Below are 17250 nucleotides of genomic sequence, written 5' to 3' on the forward strand. Positions count from 1 at the left end.
GCTCAGCCCTCGGCGAGGGCGATGTCCGGCGCGTCCGGGTGCTTCATGCCGACGACATGGAAACCGCAATCCACGTGGTGGATCTCCCCGGTTACACCGCCAGACAGGTCGGACACAAAATACACGCCGGCACCGCCGACATCCTCGATGGTTGCGTTGCGCTGCATTGGGGAATTCAACTGGTTCCAGCGCAGGATGTATTGGAAGTCGCCGATGCCACCATAAGCGGCCAGGGTCTTGATCGGGCCCGCGCTGATGCCATTGACGCGGATGCCGACGCTGCCCAGGTCGGCGGCCAGGTATCGCACCGAGGCTTCCAGTGCCGCCTTGGCCACGCCCATAACGTTGTAATGTGGCACCCAGCGTTCCGCGCCGAGATAGGTCAGCGTCAGCAGGCTGCTGCCCCGCTTCATCATCGGGACCGCGCGCTGCGCCACGGCCACGAAGGAATAGGCGGAGATGTCGAGTGCTTGAAGGAAGGCCTGCCGCGGCGTGTCCAGGTAACGGCCCCGCAAATACTGCTTATCGGCATAGCCAATCGCGTGAACCAAGAAATCCAGGCCGTCCCAGTGCTGCGCCAGCTGCGCGAAAGCCCCATCGATGCTGGCATCGTCGGCGACGTCACACGGGAACAGGAGATCGGACCCGGCCTGTGCCGCAAGCGGCTTCACGCGGCGCCCCAGCGCCTCGCCCTGATAGGTGAAAGCGAGGTCGGCCCCCTGTGCCGCACAAGCGGCGGCAATGCCCCAGGCGAGGGAACGGTCATTAGCCACCCCCATGATCAGACCGCGCTTTCCTTTCAATAGGGTGCCTTCAAAGGGGGGGGATGCAGCGGGGGCGCTGTCGGCCATTTCTATCCTCTTACGCGCGAGCGACGCGATGTACAGTCGGACCGTGGTGGCACAAGGCGGTGTCGGGGGGCAAGAGGCCCTTCGAGTCGCCCGCTCGCCGGTTCAGGCGATTTTCCGTCGGAGCTTGCGGGATTCATCGATCAGATAGAGGGATCGCCTGGTCGCAACTCTTGCGCAGCGACGCAACTCTTGTGCAGCGACTGGCCTGGTGCCAGCCAGGCGACAGTTTGGCGCAAAGGTCGCATCCTGCCAGCCCGCGCGCATCTCACGGTGTGCGATGCGGCAGATGCAAGGCACAGGCTTTCCGCGTTCCGTGGCGAGCGCCTGCAAGAGGTCGATCACCTTCTCGGCATCGTTTTCCGGTAATGCCGTACTGTCCCCGCTTCCAGCCGGCGCCGCGGCAGCGTCACCCTGCCAGGCCTGCCCCCCGGAGGCGGCGGGGGTGGTTTCTGGAGTCTGGCGCGATGTCACGCTAGTCCGGCTGGGTATGCCGGGTCACCTCTGTCCAGCGCACCTCGTGGATCATCGCCTTCAAACCGGGATGATCGCTGGCGACAACGAATTCAGCGCAGTGCAAGCTGCGCTCGTTAGCGCCGGCAGCGACACGCGCGAATCAGGCAGCCTTCCGACGCCGTACCGCAGCCGTGGGCGCGACCTCGACAGGGATCGTTTCTTCCACAGGGATGGGAAGAGGGTTCTCGCCGGTCAGGCGTTCGATTGTACGGCCATATTCGGCAATGTAGTCCGCCATTGCCAGGTTTTCCTCGGCATAGCGACGCGCCTCGATCCGGAGCCGGCGGGACAGAGCCTTGTCCTCCAGCAGCAGCAGGATCTTGTCCACCAGGGCATCAGTGTCGAAAAACGACGTAAGCAAACCGTTCTTGCCGTCAGTGATGAATTCCCGCACCGGTTCAGTATCGCTACCGATGACCGCACAGCCGGCGGCCAGGGCCTCACGCAGCGACCATGAGGCAACGAAGGGGTAGGTCAGATAGACGTGGGCGTCGGACCGGCGCAGCAACGATATATAGACGTCATAGCCGACACGGCCTGGGAACGCGACCCGGTCCGGGTCGATGCGATCGCTCAGCTCTGCCAGCATCACCTCACGCCAGGTGCCTCCCTGGCGCGGAGCGCTGCCGTAGCTGATGCCGTCGCCACCGACCATGACAACCTTGAGATCCTTGTGCGTTGCCATCAGTCGCGGCAGAGCGCGCATCATCCGGTGGAAGCCGCGGTAAGGTTCCAAATCGCGAGAGACATAGGTCACCAGCCTGTCGGAAGGCCGGACCGTCATATTCCCGATCTTCAATGTGGTTCGGCGTGCGCGGGGATCCGGGCTGCATACGTCCAGGTTCACACCTTCCCAGATCAGGTCGATCTTCGGCCGAGCCCAGTCGGGATAGGTGCAGCGTTGCCATTCGGTCGGGGTTTGGCCTGACTTGCCCAGGTTCAGTGCGATGTGGTTGATCGCGTTCTTGGCCCTGATGCGCGGGAAATCGAGTGGGTCATGGGGAAATTCGGGATCAAATCCGACATCGGCGGCATTATGCTGATAATAGAATTCCATGTAGCCAAGCATCGGCGCGTCGGGCCAGACATCGCATAAATTCAGCATTTCACCCCAGCCGTGATGGCCGATGATGATGTCGGGCGTGAAGCCCAGGTGCCGCAGGCCATATGCAGCCTTGAACACGACTTCCGCCCTGCGAACCCCATCATCCAGTTCGCGCGCGGCAATGTGGGTTTCTTTGATCGCCAGCGGCGGGCGCGTATATGGAATTTTGCGGACGCCCCGGATTTCATTCTGATTGGGTTCACATATAAAAAGCACCTCGTGTTTCTCTGTGGCCACCAGATGGCGGACGATGTGCAGGAATTGTCCTGGAAAGTTCTGGTGAACAAACAGAAATCGCACGCTCGGATTCTCGCCTTGTCGATCCGCTTCCGATAGGCCGCCGCGCAAGGTGGCGATCCCGCCCATCCTGCGCCGCTCCTGCCACAAAGGCCATCAGGGAAGACGGGAATGCAACTGAGCGATCCGACCGGAACGGGATGACAGGGCCGGCTGGATCGCGTGAACGTGCGAAGATACCGTCTTCAGCGCTTCGATGGTGTCTTGGCCTTTGCCCTGGCCGGCACTTTCACCTTTGTGTCGGTGGCCTTGGGCTCTGCGGCAGACTTGCGTGGTGCCGTGGCGCTTCCGCGAGGCCGGATATGGATCTGAAATGCCTCCAGCGGCGCCAGGCTTTCCGCCTCACATGTCTCACCGCCGCGAACCGGGCCAATTGCAGTACCATCGATGAACGTTGCCGAATAGCTGCACTCGAAGGCATCGGCCGCTTCGCCCTTCAGGCGAACTTTGATACCCAGCAACGGCAAAGCCATGCCACGGCTGCCGCAGTACTTACCGCCTTCCACCCATGGAGATAGCCAGTTGCGGCCCAGAACGCCCTGATATTCGATGTCTTCCGGCTTGACAGGGCCGTGTGGCGCCATGCCGAAGCCTTCGATCCAGTTCTTACTGCCCTTGGTGCCAACCCATTCGCCCAGCATGCGGCCGACATCCCCAATCCGCTGGACGTGCGCCATGACTTCCGGTTCGGCACTCGAAGCTGGTTCGGCAGCCTGGGCGGGACTGGCATCGACAGGCTTCGCCGCGGCGATGTCCTGCGGGGCGGCGGCTCCGTTCGGCTCCTTGCTCAGACGCAACACCTGCAGCCGAGGGGCTGCGTCCGCGGCGTGGCGCGGGTTCTGATAGATCGACACCAGAATTTGCGCACTGCCGTCGGTGACGCGAACCAATGCCGCGGTCCCGTTCAGCCAGCCGTCCTCGCGAAATGTTGATACGCTGACCGCTTCCGGTCTGCCCGCCAAGCCAGGGGCCGGGGTAACGCGAACGCCGGGAAGGCCGGTGCGCGGATCAGCCTCAGGGCTGCCGGGCGTCGGAAAAATGCAGTAGAGGCCGGTCTCCAGCGTCATAAGATGCGCGGTGACGCGAAGCTCTGCGATACGATCTGACGATGCGGAGGCTTCCGGCACTTTTGGTTGATACGGTCGGGCAGCCGCCACTTCGGCGCTCACGGCTTCGGACATGCGATTATTCTGACCTCTCGATCTGGTTTGGTTGGTTTGTCATGTGTCAGATGGCGCCGGCGGCGCCGCGATCGCTAGAAATATGGAATGAGCTTAAGACATCCTTAATGATCCGCTCCTGCTGCCGCAAGCAGCGCCTTATTGATGGAACTCGAAATCAAGCCGAACGGTAGCACGAAGCCCCGACCTGTGCGGCGAATTCTTTCAGCCGGTGCGCCAAGGTCGAAGGCGACCGCGGGCAAGCCGGCGCGCCAGATATCGCCCAGGCTCAGACACCAGGTCTCGGGCCAGACCGATGGCACGAACCCCAGATCCGCATGTTGTGCCCGGATCAGCGCGACGATTTCCTCAGGACGGAAGGGTCCGGTGATGAATACCCGTTCCGTGGCCAGAAGGCGCGCATCGTCGATGCTGTGACCCACAAGAACGAATTCCAAGGGCAGACTGCGCCTCGCCGCGTCACGGGCGCACGCGAGCAGTACGTCGTAGCCTTTGTGCTTGCCGATCCCCCCCACCACGCAGATGCGGATTCGCCCGTTTGACCGACCTGCGCGGCGCCGCGTTGGCGGAAACGGGGTAGCCTCATCATTCTCGTGCGGGACGACGGTAGGCGACAGAGTTGGAAAATGTCGCCGCATCCGGGTCGCAGTGTCTTCCGACGGAGCAATGACGGTTCTGGCCGCCGCGAAAAATGCCGCCGATCGGGCCCGCAGCGCCTCCACCGACAGGTCCTCATTCATGTAATGGCCAAGGTCGGCAATGCAGGAGGCACAGTCCGGTAGCTCGGGCTCACCGCAGTAACGGTCCTGCTGTCCCAACAAGGACAGGCGAGGGCAGAACCACGCGTAGTCATGAATATGTACGTCATACGGCGCGGTCAGGCCGGCAAGGAACCGCTCGATCGAGCCGACATGGTGATCGAGCAGGTGATGAACCTCCGCCCGTATCACGCGCGTGCCCCGCAGCAGATGCCGCAGGGCGGGCAGTTCACGCGGCAGGGCGTAGACCAGATTCGGATAATCGTGAGCGAGGCCATCATGCACCGTCACGGCCGTTTCGCCGTCGGACCGCACTGCCGGGCGCAGCACGATGGCGCGCTGTCCATACGCCTGGCAGTCACGGATTGCCGCGATCACCCGCTGTTCGACACCGCCTCCATGGTCGTGGGTGACCAGGATGACAGCGCTTTGGCCGCGCCGATTTGCCGCCCGCCAGCGGACCTCGTCCAGCCGCCGGCGTGCATCGGCCAATGGATCCCGCGAGAGGAAACGGGTCACCAGCGCGTCGTAGCCGGGATGCAGCCGGTCCAGCAATCGTGCATTTCGCCGCCGTAGGTGCAGTGCCATCGGGTCGAAGCTGATGCTGCCATGGTGACCGACGAACAATCCGGTCAAGGCGACATGACGCCATCCAAGGCGGCGGGCGCGGAGGCAGAAATCATTTTCCTCGCCGTACCCCTGGGCAAAAATGTCGGGGCGCAGAGAGCCGGTGGCCGTCAGGCAGTCTCGCCGAAGATAAAGGCAGAAGCCGACCCCGACAGGAAGATCCACGATCTGGTCGGCGTTCGCCTTGCGTGCAGCGGCATCGATCCGGTCGACGGATGCCTGGTCGGGCGGCGGGTTGTCGCCATCCCGGTGCGGATAGCTGAGGATGGTCGCGTCGTTTGAAAAAGGTGTCACGGTGCCGATATCGGCGGCCCTGTAGGCGGCTTCCCGCAGGCGTTCCAACCAGCCGGACGGCACCAGGGTGTCACTGTTCAGCAGGACGACATCGCGACCTGCGGCTGCGGCAATGCCTGCGTTGGCACTGGCCGGAAAGCCCAGGGCGGTGCGATGCCGGATCAGGCGGATGCTCTTGTCGGCAGCGAGAGCGTCGAGAGCCGCGACGACGTCCTCCTGGGTCGAGCCGTCATCGACGACGATGATACGCGCATCCTTGCCGGTGCCAGCGAGGACGCTGTCCAGGCATTCGATCGCGATCCGTCCGCCATTATGCACCGGAATCACGACAGTGACGCCGCGACGGCGGCGATCGGCACCGATCGGCGCGCATGGAACCGGCGCATCAACCCGTAGCGGAACGAATACTGGAGCGTGGAGCCTTGTCTTCTTTCTGCTGGCCCGTGGCCCTGCGGCCGGGTAGCGCATCGCCAAAACTGTTGCGGCCTCGGCGTGCCACGTTCCCTCAGCCGATGGATCGATCGGACTGCCGAGCAGGTCCCGTCCATCAGCCCCGGTGACGTGGATCGGTCCCCTCGCCCAGGCCAGCTCCGACCTCGAAACGGCAAAGGCGCGCGGCCGGGCAAGGGGACCGGCATGCGGCACCTCACCGGATTCCGTCGTGGCCTGAATGACATGTGTGCGATGGGACTTGTCGCAGCGCAGCGTGAGTGTCACGGGGCGGTCCGGGTCGGCCGGATGCCACGCCCAGCCGGCCAAGCCGCCATCCACCGCTTCGACGCAGCCGGCAACCCGGGTCATTCGATCGATCAGGATTGGGCTGCCGAGAGCCGGCGTGCCCTCGATGCTGACATCCAGCCTGGCATGCCGCTGCCAGCCCCTCGGAAGGTGCTGGTTTGCCACCACGCGGCCATCCAGACGGATCTCCACGTGTGTCGCGGTCGAGGATGCTGCTCCGACGACAACCTTGCCGTCCGAACTCAGGCCGCACCACCCGGGCGCGATCGGCGGCACCGCGATCTGGGTGCCGAGCGCTTGTATATCGGACACGAAGATATGGCGCGAAAGTGCGGTTGCCAGGGCCTCGGCCGCGGCCGCAGGTCCGGCCTGCCGCAAACGGGCTGCGGCCACCCCGAACCAGGCGTGACGGATGTCGTGCTGGTCCGCGACATCCTGGAAGAGTCGGGCCGCTTTGCCCGGATCGCAATCGAGGCACGCACTGGCCAGCGTCAGCTTCACATTGGGATCGGCCGGAACCAGGCGGTGCGCGCGGTCCAGCCAACGCAGGGCGTTTTCGATGTCCCCGGTCGCCAGGGCGGCATGGCCCAGAGCAACGGCGGCGTGCGCAAGCTCCGCCCGGGAATCCTCGGTGCGGGACGACGGTCGGTCAGCCCGCCGGGTCATCGCCGTCAGTCGCCGGCGACCTGGGTTGCAACCTCTCGGGATTCAGCGGGCGCCGCTGCCGGCAGGGCGGCGAGATCACCCTTCGCGTCCTGCATGCCCTGCGCCAGTGCCCGCTCCAGCCAGCGGCGTGCTTTCTCGATATCCTGAACGCCCGCCAGGTTGCGGGCGAGGTAGCGTCCCAGCATCATCTGGGCATAGGGATGGCCGCGTTCGGCCGCGGTTTCGAACCAATGCTGGGCGACGACCCGATCCATCGGCACGTCGTGACCGCCGCCATACATGGCGCCGACAGCAAACATGGCGCCCACATGCCCCCGTTCCGCCGCACGCATGAACAGCGTCAGGGCGGTGGCGTGGTCTTTGGTGCCGCCCCGCCCCGTCAGCATCATGTCGGCCAGCATGACTTCGGCCTCGATCATGCCGGCATCGGCTGCCTTGGTGATCCACAGGCGCCCTTCCTCGGGGTTCGGCTCGACGCCCCTGCCCTCCACCAGCATACGGCCGTACCAATATTGTGCGTTGACCACTCCGTCGGCGGCGCGCCGCAACCACTGGGCCGCCTTGCGGTCATCGCGCTCGATGCCTACGCCCTCGGCGAGGCAGACGCCGAAGTTGAATGCAGCGATCAGGTCGCCCGACGCGGCAGCCTGCTCGAACCATTCGCGGGTACGGATCGAGTCCTGCTCGTTGCCGTGACCCCGCAGCAGCAAGTTACCCAGATCGGCCTGGGAATGACCGTCGCCGCCGTCGGCGGAAATGCGGAGCAGGCGCGCTGCTTCATCGTGGTCGCGCGGAACGCCGGCGCCAGTGAGGTACAGCATCGCCAGCGCCCTGGCGGCCCCTCGATGCTGGGCATCAGCGGCCCGCCGGAACCAGGATGCGGCCTCGGCATAATTGGGCGGCAAGTGACCGCCCTTGGCGTAGATATCGCCGACCAGTGCCGCCGCCTCCGCATCGCCTGCCAGTGCGGCGCGGCGCAGCCAGGACTCGCCCTCGATCGGATTGGGATCGACACCATTGCCTTCCAACAGTGCATATCCCCAGCGCGCCTGGCCGCCGCGATGGCCTTTCAGCGCGGCCTGGCGATAGCAATTGGCCGCGACCACCCGATCCTGTGGAACACCCATGCCCCGCTCGTTCACCATGCCCCACAAATAGAGAGCGGTGGACAGACCCTTCTCCGCCGCTTCGCGCAGATGGCGCAGCAGTTCGGCCTGGGTTTCCGGCTTGCTGGTATCGCGTGCCAGGATCATCGCGTAGCCTAGCTGACCCTGTGGACAACCGGCTTCGGCGGATTTCTGGTACCATACATCGCCTTCGGCCAGGTTGCGGAACGCTTCCGGGCCGTTGGAGAGGATGTAGCCCAGCACGGCCTGACCCTCAGCCGACCCGCCCTCGGCCGCGAGGCGCGCCCATCTGGCGGCATTCTCGAAATCGGCCTCACCGTTTGCCTGGTTACCGAACAAGCCGGTGCCTGTCGTTTCAGCAGCCATGCCGTGCAGACAAAGCGTGGAGAGCAGTGCCTGCGCCTCCACGTAGCCCTTGGTTGCGGCACGTTCGACCCACCTCACCCCTTCGGCTCGGCTTGGCGGTACGCCGGAACCCTCCAGGTAGCAGCGGCCGATACGAAATTCGGCTTCCGGAATCCCCGCCCGCGCCGCCTTCGACAACAAGGGGAAGGCGCCTTTGACGTCCCCTTCCTCGATCATTTTCACCGCCCGCCGCAAGGATGCGGCGGGGGAGAAGCCGGCAGTCAGTTTGTCGATCAACGCCATGCGCGTGTGTCCGGACTAAGCGATGGAGCGGGGCCTCACGGCTCCCGCATGCCCTCGGTGGCCAACGGTACGATACGGTTCAGAACCGCCCCAACCAGCGTGCGCTTACCGACCCGAATATCCGCGGTAATCGGCATGCCGGGCACCAGGTGGAAATGCGGGGGTGTGTCATGCAGGTCGATGCTGTCCAACGTGATCCGAGCACGGAAATAGACCTCGGTGTTCGAGCCGCTGGTGATCGGCAGCGCACCGGTCGGGTTCCGTTCATCGTCCCGCGGCGTGAAGCTGTTTGCCGAGATCAGGCGAACGACACCGTGCGCGACGCCATACTGCGTGTAGGGGAAGGTGTCGAACTTGACGGTCACCGGATCGCCGACATGGACGTAGCCGTCGTCACGGCCAGCGATGTTGGCTTCGATCTCCAGCGGCGCATCGGACGGGACGATGGTGATGAACTGTTCGCCCGCTTGCAGCACGGAGCCGACGGATACCTTGCCGATCGTCAGGACGGTGCCGTCGCGCTCCGCACGCAGCTCAACCAGCTGACGGCGGAGCTGGGCCTTGTTCAGCTGCTCGCGCGCGTCCGACAATTTCTGCAGCACGTCGGTCAGCTTCTCCGCCACGTCGTTGTGCCAGCTCTGCACAAAAGCGTTCCGCTCGGCGATCAATGCGGCCAGATCGCGCTGCGCGCCCGTCGCGGTGTCGCGCGCATTGTCCAGATTCCGCTGCATCTCAGCCCGGTTGTCCTGCGCGGCCAGCGTGTTGAGTTTGGAGCCGACATTCATGCGCTCCAGATCCCGGCGCATGTCCTCCAACGTCTTCGCGTATTTCAACCTGTCCGTATAATTGGTGATGTCGGCATTGGCTCGCTGGATCGTAGCCGCCAGGCTTTCGGCCTTCTGCCGATAATTCTCCATCTTGAAGTTGAATTCCGACTGCCGCTGCGCATAGACGGCGGCCTGGAAGGTCAGGTTCGGGTCCATGCCACTGTAAGTGAACGGCCGATTATCCAGTTCCGCCTGCATGCGGGAGGCCTGCGCTTGCAGCGCCGACACCTGCGCTGTCAACGCACCCATGTCCGCGGCGGCGAAGGTGGGATCCAGCCGCGCCAACACCTGCCCGGCGTGAACCGTTTCTCCGACCGTGACCTCGATCGAGCGGACGATCGATGTTTCCAGTGGCTGCACCACCAGGGTCGGCGCTTTGGAAATGACGATGCCCTGCGCGACAACCACCTGGTCGACCTTGATCAGTCCCGCCAGGGCCATCAGTACCAGGATCATCGAAGAGATCGTCAACGTGATGTTCCGCGCGATGGCGGGCATCGGCATGTTGATGATCGCCGTCGACGGCGACTGGTATTCCAGGATGGCGGGAAGCGTCGGGTCCGTCCGATCCGTTGGGACCGTGCTAACTGCCTTGGACGAGGGACGGGGCAAGAGCGGCATGGCCTGCATTTTCCGAATAAAGATGGCGGTTCTGCTGGTTCCACAGCGTGCGGTAGACCGCGCAGCGCTCCAGCAGGATGGCGTGTGGTGCCATGTCCAGCACCCTGCCGCGCTCCAGCACCAGGATGTTGTCGCAGTCGACCAGTGACGACAGGCGGTGAGAGACGATGAACATCGTCCGGCCGCGGGAGATCCGCGCCAGGTTGGCATTCACCAGCGCCTCGGATTCCGGATCGAGCGCGCTGGTCGCCTCATCCAGGATCAGCAGCCGCGGATCTGTGATCAGCGCGCGGGCGATGGCGAGGCGCTGGCGTTGTCCGCCCGACAGGTTAGGCGAACCTTCCTCGATATAGGTCTCATACCCGTTCGGCATCCGCTCGATGAATTCCTCGGCGCCGGCCAGGCGGGCGGCGCGGATCGCGTCCTCCAGCGTCAGGCCGGGCCGGCCGGCCAGGATGTTTTCCCGGATCGAGCCGCGGAACAGGAAGTTCTCCTGCAGCACGACGCCGAAGCTGGAGCGGAGGTGGCGCAGGTTGATCTCTCGCAGGTCGGCGCCGTCGATCTTCACATAACCGGAATATTCGCGGTTGATGCCCTGCAGCAGCCGAGCCACCGTGGACTTGCCGGAGCCGGACCGTCCCACCAGGCCCAGCGTGGTCCCGGCCGGCACCGAGAAGCTGACCCGGTCTAGGGCGGGGATCTTGGTGCCGGGGTAGGTGAAGGTGACGTCCTCGAACGTCACCGCGCCGGAGAATTTCGGACGGATGCCGCCGGACGCCGCGTCGAGTTCCAGCGGGCGGTTCAGCACCTCGCCGGCCTGGCCCATGGCGGCACCGATCTCTTCCCAATCCTCCACCAGCCGGGCAAGGCCCACCAAGGGGGAGCTGACGCGCTGGGACAGCATCATGAAGGCCATCATGGCGCCGACCTGGTAGGACGTGCCCAGGGAGAGCGCGAGGTAGGCGTTTACCAGCAGGATGCCGACCCACATGAACCGTTCCAGCGGCGTCACCAGGGTCTGCGGCCAGTTGGAGATTTTGCCCAGCGCGGTGCGCCACTTGCCGACCTCGGCGACCTTTTCGTCCCACAGGGCCTTGCGTTGTGGCTCCAGCGCCAGGGCCTTTACCGTTTTAATGCCGAAGATGGATTCTGCCAGGACGGCATTCCGCTCTGTCTCCGCGCGGATCACACGCATGAAGACCAGGCGGATCGGCCGCAGGAAGGCCAGGATGATCAGCATGATCGCCGTGGCGCAGACCAGCACGATCCAGGCCAGGGTGGAATTCAGGTAGAACAGCAGCGGCAGGAGCACGACGAGCGTAATGAAATCGAGCAATGTCGTCATCAGCTTGCCGGTGATGAACTGCCGGATCGTATTGATCTGCGCGACCCGGTACATCGTCTCGCCGGCCGGATGCCGTTCGAAATAGTCCAGCGGCAGGCGGATCAGCCGGTTAAACACGTGGATGTTCAACGTCGCGTCGATCCGGGCACCCAGGACCACGATTATCAGCCGCCGGGCAAAACCCAGCAGTGTTTCATAGAAGAACAGTACCGCGACGACAGCAGAGATCAGGAACAGCGTCGAGTAGCTCCGATGAGCGATCACGCGGTCGAAGACCTGCATGGCAATCAGCGGCGGCACGATGGTCAGCATGCTGATCGAGAAGGAGGCGATCAGCAGGTCGCGCAGGCTTTTCTTCTGCTTCATCACCACGCTGAACAGCCAGCGCAAGGTGAAAGGCGGATCCGCCTCCGCTTGCGAACGATCGGCGCGCAGCAGGATCGCCTCACCGCTCCAGACCTCGGTCAGCCGCATCTCATCGACCGGTATCGGCGGTTCGGCGTCAGGAGCCCGTGGGTCGCGGACCAGGACGATCTTGCTTTCGACGTTGGAGCCGGTCAGCAGTCCGGCGGACCCGTCATTGAAAAGCAGCACAACCGGGCCTGCGCCGGTCACGCTGAACAGATGCTTCCAGCGCAGCCGCAGGGCACGTGACCACATGCCGGCATCCTGCGCCCATTGCGACAAGGCTGCCGCTGTCGGCACGGTTTCCCCGGTCCCGAGGCGGAATTCGGCAGGGTCAAGCTCCAGCCCATAATAGCGGGCGGCCATCATTATCGCGAGCAGGCGCGGATGGATCGGCCCCGAACCCGCCCCGCCAGCGGCCGAGGACATGCCGACACCCGCTCCACCGCCATCGGCACTCGTCCGTGCCACCTGATTGGCGGACCGATCGTTGCCCAAGGGTCCGGGCAGATGACCGTCAGATATGTCCACGCGCGAACCCTTTGAATAGTACGCCGGGCAACGCCAGCCAGTCCCGAGTCCGATCGAGACAGGATGCCGTTCCACCCTTGGTTGTTATCACGGATGCCCCACCGCCGCATCCGGCAGCACAATTGCCGATGGTATAGTCCTAAAAATTCAGCATCCCCGCGGCCGTCGACCTTGGATGGCCTGTCGATGGCCCGGATTATGTCGGATGCCCCCGCTGGAACCAACAAAAATGTTGCTCACGGCACCGTGGGCAGGCAGTGCAGGGGATGCTTCACCAGAACTGAGACGCATTCCGCCTGTCGCCATGTGGAAGGAGTCCGCCTATTGTCCCCGTGCTCAGGACAGGCGGAGTCGGCATGGACATACGCAGCGCAACGGACGCCGATGTGGCGGATATTCAGGCAATCTATGCTCATCACGTGCTGCACGGCACCGGCACGTTCGAGGAAGAGCCGCCTTCGGTGGAAGACATGTCGCAGCGCTTCCACAAAATCGTCGACAAGGGCTTTGTCTGGCTGGTGGCCTGCGATGCCAGCGGCGTTCTGGGCTACGGCTATTATGGGCCGTTCCGCGAACGCTCTGCCTATCGGTTCGCCGTGGAGGACAGCATCTATGTCAGGGACGATGTTCGTGGCCAGGGTGTGGGCAAGGCGCTGGTGAGCAAGCTGATCGAGCTGGCCACCGCGCAGGGACTTCGCCAGATGATCGCGGTGATCGGCGACTCGGAGAATGTCGGCTCGATCGGGGTGCATGCCAGCCTGGGGTTCCACATGGTCGGCACCATGAAGTCGGTCGGCATCAAATTCGGACGGTGGATCGATGTCGTGACGATGCAGCGGCCGCTTGGACGTGGGGACTCGACATTGCCGAGCTGATCGATGCGGAGACTGGATCGCCGCCTGGCGGCGATGACGGCATATGGGTTCGTGTCCGGGCTGCCGCTGCCGTTGTCGGGCTTCACGTTCCGCTACTGGCTGTCCGAGGTCGGCGTCGGCTTGACGGTGATCGGGCTGACCACCTCGATCGGGCTGGCCTATTCGTTGAAGTTCCTGTGGTCACCGCTGCTGGATCAAGCGCCGCCACTGGGCCTGTCCGGCCGGTTCGGCCGCCGCCGCGGATGGCTGCTGCTGGTGCAGCCGCTGCTTTGCATCGCCGCGCTTCTGCTGGCTTTGTCCGATCCGAGCCGCACTCCTTTGGCGGCCGTCGCAGCCGCCGCTGGCGTTGCCATTTTGTCGGCGACGCAGGACATCGCCATCGATGCGTGGCGCATCGAGACTTTTCCCGAGGAGCGGCAGGGCGTCGCGCTGGCCGTTTATGTCTGGGGTTACCGGCTCGCCATGCTGGTATCGATGTCGGGCGTCATCGCGATGGCCAGCATCGCCGGCTGGCATGCGGCGCTGGTTGTCGTGGCGGCAATGATCGGCGCCGGGGTTCTGGTAACCTTGGCCGCGACCCGGGAGGAACAGGCGGCGGCGCCAAGGCCTCGTTTGCGAGATGCGGTGGTCGAGCCGGTGTTGAGCTTCTTCGCCCGGCCATCGGCCGGGCTGGTTCTGGCCTTCGTTGCCCTGTTCAAGCTCGGTGAGGCGCTGGCCGGCCTGATGACCGCGCCATTCTACCGCTCACTGGGTTTCGACAAGCCCGCCATCGCCGGCATCGGGCCGTTTTCCATGTTTGGCACGCTGGCGGGGATCAGTCTGGGCGGCTGGTTGGTCGCGCGGATCGGCGTGGGGCGGGCTTTGCTGGTCACCGGATGGACGCAGACGCTGGCGATGGCCATGTATGTGCTTCTGTCATTGTCGCCGGGCAATCTGGCCATGCTGTATGGCACGGTCGCCGTGGAGGCGTTCGCTCAAGGCATGGCGGACGCCGCCTTCCTGACTTTCCTGTCCGCCCTGTGTGTGCGTGCGTTTGCCGCGACCCAATACGCCTTGCTGTCCTCGGTGCCCCAACTCGCCATTCACACGATCGGCAACATTTCGGGTGTCATGGCCAAATCCTTGGGCTGGACCCTGTTCTACACGGTCTGCATGGCGGCGGCGGTGCCGGGCATGCTGCTGATGCTGGTGCTGCTGCGGCGGGAACGCACGGCGGCCGTGCCGAAGCCGGCCCAGTAATCGCGCGGGTGGCTAGCGGGCCGGGCTGACTGTCAGCCGCTCTCCAGCCGAAGGGCGCAGTCGGATCACCAGCAGTCCCAGCAGCAGCAGATTGACGGCATTGAAGGCCCCGCCGATGGCAAAGGCCATCATGTAATTGCTGAACAGATCGTAGAGCCAGCCGGCGAACCAGCTGCCGAACGCCATCCCCGCCATCGAGGTGAACAGCAATGTGGGAATGCGCCAGGATGCCTCCCGCGATGGGAACAGATCGCGTACTGTCACCGAATAGGCGGGAATGATCCCGCTGAAGCCCAGCCCGTAGATGGCCGCCACCGAGAACAGTCCCGCCTGCGTGTGCATGAGGGCAAAGGCTCCATTCGCCAAGGCTTGGGCGGCTGAACCCGCCAGCAATGTCCAGAGTCCGCCAAACCGGTCGGCGAAGACACCCCAGGCCTGGCGTGAAAAGAACGCGCAGAACAGCATCACCGACAGCATCGCCGCGGCGCGCGATGGAGACACGCCGCGATCGCCCGCGTAGGCGACCAGGTGTGAGGCGGGCAGTGCCATGGGTACGCAGCAGCAGAACGCGGCGATGCACAGCAGCACCATGACCGTGTTTGGCCGCAGGCCCAGCACCAGGCCGCCGGTCAGCGCGCCGCCGCGCGCGGGCCCGGCCGACAGCGGCTCCGGTGCGCGGCGCAGCAGCAGAACCAGCGGCAGCAGCGCCAGCACCATTCCACCGAAACAGAACATGGTCGGCTGCCAGCCGAACCGGGCAATGCCCTGTTCCATCAGTGTCGGCCAGATGATACCCGCAACATATTGTCCCGACGCGATCAGCGCCAGCGCCGTGCCGCGCCGCCGGTCGAACCACCGGCTGACATAGATGGTCAGGGGCGCATAGAGTGCGCCATTGCCCAGGAAGCCGATCAGCAATCCGTGGCCGACACACAGTGCCCAGACCGACCCCAGGCTGGACAATGCCAGGCCACCGGCCATCATGGTGATCCCGCATGTCACCACGGCGCGCAGCCCGATCCGGTCGGCCAGCCATCCCATCAGGATGCCGCCCGCGCCGTTGCCGAGCCAGACCAGGGCGCTGGCCAGGGACAGCACGCCGCGATCGATTCCGGTCACTGCCTGTATTTGTTTCAATCCAACAACAATAATCAAGGGCGCGCCGAAAGACACCGATAGAATTGCCAAGGAAATCATGGCGATACGCCAAGATCCGCGGCTTTCTATCGTGTCGTAATTCATTCTTTTCCTGTTCTGGTCATGCCGTCGAGTGCCCAGACTATCATGGGATTGGTTCTTTGAAAGAGGCTGATTTATGATCGGCGGGCATCAAGCCGGGCAAAAACCGCCGGCATCTGGAGAAGAACATGACAGACCCGACCGGCCCATTGAAAGGCTTGCGCATATTTGACCTCACCCGCGTGCTGGCAGGACCGACCTGCGCGCAGATGCTGGCCGATCTGGGCGCTGACGTCATCAAGATCGAGCGGCCTGGCAGCGGCGACGACACGCGCGGTTTCGCCCCACCTTTCATGGCGAACACCAAGGAAAGCGCCTACTTCGTCGGCGTCAACCGCAACAAGCGTTCCGTCACTCTCGATATCGGCCAGAAAGAGGGTCAGGACATTGCCCTGAAGCTGATCGCGCAGTGCGACATCCTGGTCGAAAATTTCAAGGTCGGCGCGCTGGCCAAGTACGGCCTGGGCTATGAGCAGTTGCACGCACGGTTTCCGCGGCTGATTTACTGTTCCATTACCGGCTTCGGACAGACCGGGCCTTATGCTCCGCGTCCGGGCTATGACAGCCTGATCCAGGGCATGGGCGGCGTGATGAGCCTGACCGGGGAGCCGGACGGGCTGCCGCAGAAAGTTGGCGTCCCGGTGGCGGACCTGTTTGCCGGCCTATATGGCTGTATCGGCATCCTGGCCGCACTGCGCCACCGTGACCTGACCGGCCAGGGACAGCAGATCGATATTGGCATGCTGGATACACATGTCGCCTGGCTGGCGAACCAGGGGATGAACTACCTGGCGACAGGCGAAAACCCCCCGCGACTGGGCAACCAGCATCCGAATATTGTGCCCTATCAGGTGTTCCCGACCGAGGATGGACATATGGTCCTGTCGGTCGGCAATGACCCCACCTTCAAGCGGTTTTGTGAGGCCTTCGAGCTGACCCATCTGCTGGAGGATGAACGTTTCGCCACCAATGCCGCGCGGGTCAGCAACCGGCAGCTTGTCACCGATACGTTGACCCCGGTCATGCAGCAACATCCGACCAGCTGGTGGATCGAGCGGCTGGAAGCCCTGAAGATCGGCTGTGGTCCGATCAACAAATTGTCCGAAGTGTTTAGCGATCCGCATGTGGTCGCAAGGGACATGGTGCTGGAAATGGCTCACAGTTCCGGCCAGACCGTGAAGGTGATCGCCAACCCGGTAAAACTGTCGGAGACCCCTCCCAACTACCGGCTCGCACCGCCGCTGCTGGGCGAGCATACCGATTCGGTCCTGTCGGAGCGGCTTGGACTCGACGCGGATACGATCTCCGGGCTGCGGGAGAAGGGCATCATCTGATGTTGCAGCCGCGCACGGGATCGCTCGGG

Annotated in this window: 11 protein-coding genes; 3 read left to right on the forward strand and 8 right to left on the reverse strand. The window is 64.1% G+C overall.

What is annotated here, in order from left to right:
- Nucleotides 1–2: 2 nt before the first annotated feature.
- From VHC04_RS21375 to VHC04_RS21405, 7 genes are all read right to left on the reverse strand, one after another.
- Nucleotides 3–851 (reverse strand): SDR family oxidoreductase, encoded by an 849-nt coding sequence (locus VHC04_RS21375; RefSeq protein WP_325684762.1) that lies wholly within the window; start codon nucleotides 849–851, stop codon nucleotides 3–5.
- A 613-nt stretch (nucleotides 852–1464) separates the two neighbouring features.
- Entirely contained in the window at nucleotides 1465–2835 is a 1371-nt protein-coding gene (locus VHC04_RS21380; protein ID WP_325684763.1) for a glycosyltransferase family 4 protein, read from the reverse strand.
- A 116-nt stretch (nucleotides 2836–2951) separates the two neighbouring features.
- Nucleotides 2952–3947, reverse strand: coding sequence for a hypothetical protein (locus VHC04_RS21385; protein WP_325684764.1), 996 nt, complete (start codon nucleotides 3945–3947; stop codon nucleotides 2952–2954).
- A 104-nt stretch (nucleotides 3948–4051) separates the two neighbouring features.
- Nucleotides 4052–7030 (reverse strand): glycosyltransferase, encoded by a 2979-nt coding sequence (locus VHC04_RS21390; protein WP_325684765.1) that lies wholly within the window; start codon nucleotides 7028–7030, stop codon nucleotides 4052–4054.
- A gap of 5 nt (nucleotides 7031–7035) precedes the next feature.
- Nucleotides 7036–8805, reverse strand: coding sequence for a tetratricopeptide repeat protein (locus tag VHC04_RS21395; protein WP_325684766.1), 1770 nt, complete (start codon nucleotides 8803–8805; stop codon nucleotides 7036–7038).
- A 35-nt stretch (nucleotides 8806–8840) separates the two neighbouring features.
- Nucleotides 8841–10253, reverse strand: coding sequence for an HlyD family type I secretion periplasmic adaptor subunit (locus tag VHC04_RS21400; protein ID WP_325684767.1), 1413 nt, complete (start codon nucleotides 10251–10253; stop codon nucleotides 8841–8843).
- Nucleotides 10216–12432, reverse strand: a complete 2217-nt coding sequence (locus VHC04_RS21405; RefSeq protein WP_325684768.1) for a peptidase domain-containing ABC transporter — start codon at nucleotides 12430–12432, stop codon at nucleotides 10216–10218. Before VHC04_RS21405 ends, VHC04_RS21400 begins: the two co-directional genes overlap by 38 nt.
- Before the next feature lie 458 nt (nucleotides 12433–12890).
- Between VHC04_RS21405 and VHC04_RS21410 the strand changes: the two genes are divergently transcribed.
- On the forward strand, nucleotides 12891–13409 hold the full coding sequence (locus VHC04_RS21410; RefSeq protein WP_325684769.1) for a GNAT family N-acetyltransferase: 519 nt from the start codon (nucleotides 12891–12893) through the stop codon (nucleotides 13407–13409).
- 3 nt (nucleotides 13410–13412) lie between these two features.
- Complete coding sequence (locus tag VHC04_RS21415; RefSeq protein WP_325684770.1) at nucleotides 13413–14648, forward strand: AmpG family muropeptide MFS transporter; 1236 nt, start codon at nucleotides 13413–13415, stop codon at nucleotides 14646–14648.
- 12 nt (nucleotides 14649–14660) lie between these two features.
- On the opposite strand, the gene VHC04_RS21420 is transcribed toward VHC04_RS21415, so the two are convergent.
- Nucleotides 14661–15890, reverse strand: a complete 1230-nt coding sequence (locus tag VHC04_RS21420) for an MFS transporter (protein WP_325684771.1) — start codon at nucleotides 15888–15890, stop codon at nucleotides 14661–14663.
- Between the two features lie 125 nt (nucleotides 15891–16015).
- Between VHC04_RS21420 and VHC04_RS21425 the strand changes: the two genes are divergently transcribed.
- A complete protein-coding gene (locus VHC04_RS21425; protein ID WP_325684772.1) occupies nucleotides 16016–17221 on the forward strand; it encodes a CaiB/BaiF CoA transferase family protein in 1206 nt (401 codons plus the stop codon).
- Nucleotides 17222–17250: the final 29 nt, after the last annotated feature.

The sequence above is a fragment of the Rhodopila sp. genome (genome assembly GCF_035548095.1).
Taxonomy (GTDB): Bacteria; Pseudomonadota; Alphaproteobacteria; order Acetobacterales; family Acetobacteraceae; genus Rhodopila.